1 protein-coding gene is annotated in these 3301 nt (G+C 28.0%); it reads left to right on the forward strand.

Annotation, left to right across the window (positions count from 1 at the left end; genetic code table 11):
• The first annotated feature begins 170 nt into the window (after positions 1-170).
• A complete protein-coding gene (locus tag FMM58_RS06785) occupies positions 171-3284 on the forward strand; it encodes a hypothetical protein (protein ID WP_150180527.1) in 3114 nt (1037 codons plus the stop codon).
• Positions 3285-3301 lie beyond the last annotated feature (17 nt).

The following is a 3301-nucleotide window of genomic DNA, read 5'->3' on the forward strand; positions in this document are numbered from 1 at the left end:
TAAACCTTTTTTTAAAGCATTTTATAAAAAAAATAATTATAAAAAAGGGTTAAAATAAGATTTTTTAACCCTTTTTTTAAAGCCTTAATTTTGTTATATTTTTTTTGCATTTGTTCAATTCTTTGTTATTGCAAGGCGAAAGCCTTGCAAATTCTATTAAAGGACAAGTAATGGCAGAATTTAGCTTTGATTTTGAAAAGGCTACAAAGGACGGGGCCTCTAAAAAAGAGATTATAGATTTTTTAAAGCAAAATAATACTAATATTAAATGGCAAGATATAGAAAACTCTTTAAAAAATCAAGAAAAAAATAAGGATTTTAAAGAAGAGGATTTTGTTTTTGAAACAATTAAAAATAATCAAAATTTTAAATTATTAATTGATAATGAAAAACCTTTAAAGCTTAATGAAACTAAGATTAAGCAAAATGATAACGAAATAAATATTAATACAAAAGATTATAAGCAAGGCGAAAATTTTATAAATGTTTCAAATGAAAAATTAAGCATAACTAAAAATAAAAATAATGATTTAGATAAATCTTATAATGAAATGTTAGAAAATATAGATAATAATTCTTATATACCGAAAGTTGAAAAAAGTGAAAAAAATATCCTTAAAAATACTTATAATGAGTTAGTAAGTGGCTTTGATTTTTTACAAACAAGTGATTATAAAAAAGAACAAAGCCTTTTAAAAGCAAATGCTCAAAAATCAGCCCTTAATAATGTAGCGTATGAAGACTTAGAAGAGGCTACAAAGGATTATTTAACAAAAAAATATTTTGATGAAAGAAGTTTTTTTAATTTTGATGATAGAGAAAATAATAAAGAGGTAGGAAAACTACAATATGAAAAAATCAAAATTTTACAAAACGCTAAAAACAAGGATTTTAAGGATTTAAGCGATAATGAAAAAGAATTAATAGCACAAGAAAGAGGGGCTTTAAATAGCCTTGCAAATTCTTTATTTTTTGAAGGTGATAAGACAAATTTCGAAGAGTTTAAGGCCTTTGATGATAGTCAAGAGATAACTAAAAACTTACAAAAAATTAAAACTAGGCTTGATGAAAATCACTATTATAAAAGCCCCTCAGCAGCCATTAAAAGCTTAATAAGTGGCGAGATAGATACAAAGGCTTATGATAATTATTTAAATGATTTAAATGATCTAGCTTTAGAGGTAGGCTTTGATAATATAGGCACTGATAAAGACGGAAATATATATGCCTTTAAAGGCGAAAACGCCTTTAAAATTAATGAGGGTTTTTTTGATAATGCCTTTAATATTTTAGAGGCTAATAAATTTTCTTTAAGTGGCTCTTTGCTTGGGGCTGTTAAAGGTGCTAGCAAGGGAAAAGGCGGGGCAGTTGGAAAGGTAGCAGGAGCGGTTGCAGGAAGTGCAGCAGGAGCCTTTGCGGGTGGAATGGCAGATACTATATATAATAATCTTTTAATAGGTCGTGAAAATACCTTTAAAGAGATCTTAGATAATGGAATCGAAGAAGGTGTTTTAAGCTTAGTAGGCGATGGCGTTGCCTTAACAGGAATTAAAGCTTTTAAGCCCTTAACAAAGGTGGCACAAAAGGCAAGTGAATATAGTCCTTTTTTAGGCTTTGCAAGAAGAAGTTTAAATGGCAACAAAGAAGCAGTACAAAAGCTTTTAAATAAATCCTTAAATATGAGCGAAGAACAAGCACAGACCTTAAAAGAATTTAGCGAAAGTTTTGGGGGCGAATTAAATACACAAAGTAAAGAAGGTAAATTTAAAAAAATCGAGGCTAAATTTGGCGAGGATAGCTTTATAACAAAGGGTGCAAAAAATGCTTATGAAATTTTTACTTTAAATAATCAAAAGGATTTTCAAAAGGATTTAATAAGAAGAGTTAGGGCTGATGAGGATGGCTCTTTAATAGCTTTTTTAGCAGAAGCAGCAAATATAAGTCCTATAGCTAATCAAAACTTAAAAACTATACTTAATGAAACTACTTCAAAACTCAGTCAAAATTTAGAAAATCTAAATTTAGCAAAAACTGATATTAAAAAAATTTTTGATACCCTAGAAAGCGGTACAAAACAAAGTTATAATAAGGCAGTTGATGAAACGCTAGAAAAGCTTTATCATAAAGGTTATAAGGTAAGGATTGATAAAGAAACGGGCGAAATATTTAACGCGGGTGAAAATGCAAGCGAAGAAGTGCTTAAAAAAAGTAATTTTTCTTATGAAAATTTTAGAAAAGAGCTTGATGAAATGGGCGTATTACCAGAAGATAGTATGCGATTTTTAAATTTTGTCGAAAAAAATGTATATAATGAAGATGGGGTCACTTTTTCACAATTAAATAACGCTAGAAAACAGCTTAACTCTATGATTAAGGATAATGCCGATAAAAACTTTCAAAACTTTGTTAAAAGTAAGGTTATTAATTTTATAAAAGAAGATATTAACGACGCTACAAACGAACTTTTAAAGCAAAATAAAAGCCTTTACAAGGATGCCTTAACTCTTTTTGAAACAGCTTTAAATGATTATAAAAATATGAAGGATATAACAAAAATAGTTGATGATTTAGGGCTAAGAAATACTAAAAAAAGTTATGATAATGTCATGAAAAGCTTTGAAAAGTTTTTACAAGGCCAAGGCGAAGTAGATATTAACAATTATCAAAGATTAACTAAAAATTTAAATAATTCTCAAAAAACAGATCTAGAATTAAATTTACTTAATCACTTTTTTAAACAAAGTCTTTATGAAAAAAATGATTTAAAGGTCTTTGATAGTGCTGAATTTTTTAAAAAGCTTAAAAATTTAGGCGAAAATACCTTTACAAGCAATTATGCAAAAGATTTTATTAAAATGGCCCAGGGCTTTGATACTTTATTTAAAAATGATGCCTTGATCGCAAAGGCTTTAAGACAAAGTGCTACAACTGAAAAAATAGGAAGTAGCATTGCTACAACAATAAGTGGTGCGGCTAAAATGCAAGTAACAAAGGGGCTTTTTGCCTTTTTAGTAAGAAACGCCCCGTACGTACCTTTAATGCCAAAATTAAATGAAAAAATACAAGGTGCAGCAATAAGGTATCATTTAAATAAGGCCCTTGAAAAGTCAAGCTCAATAAGTGAATTTAAAAATATAATATCAAAAAAAATCGAAACAAATAAAGAATTTACAAACGAAACAAAAAAAATATTATCTAACTTCTTGCAAAAATTAGATAAAAGCCAGGATGATATTATAGAAAGCATAGAAAAGCAAGGCATAAAAAAAAAGATAAAAAATTAGAAAAATTAAATAAAACT

Origin of the sequence: Campylobacter sp. LR291e, assembly GCF_008633915.1 — a bacterium.
Classification (GTDB): Bacteria; Campylobacterota; Campylobacteria; order Campylobacterales; family Campylobacteraceae; genus Campylobacter_D.

Bases quoted from the DNA above. Each gene is read 5' to 3' on its own strand.
- FMM58_RS06785 (WP_150180527.1), top strand. From the start codon at position 171: ATGGCAGAATTTAGCTTTGATTTTGAAAAGGCTACAAAGGACGGGGCC.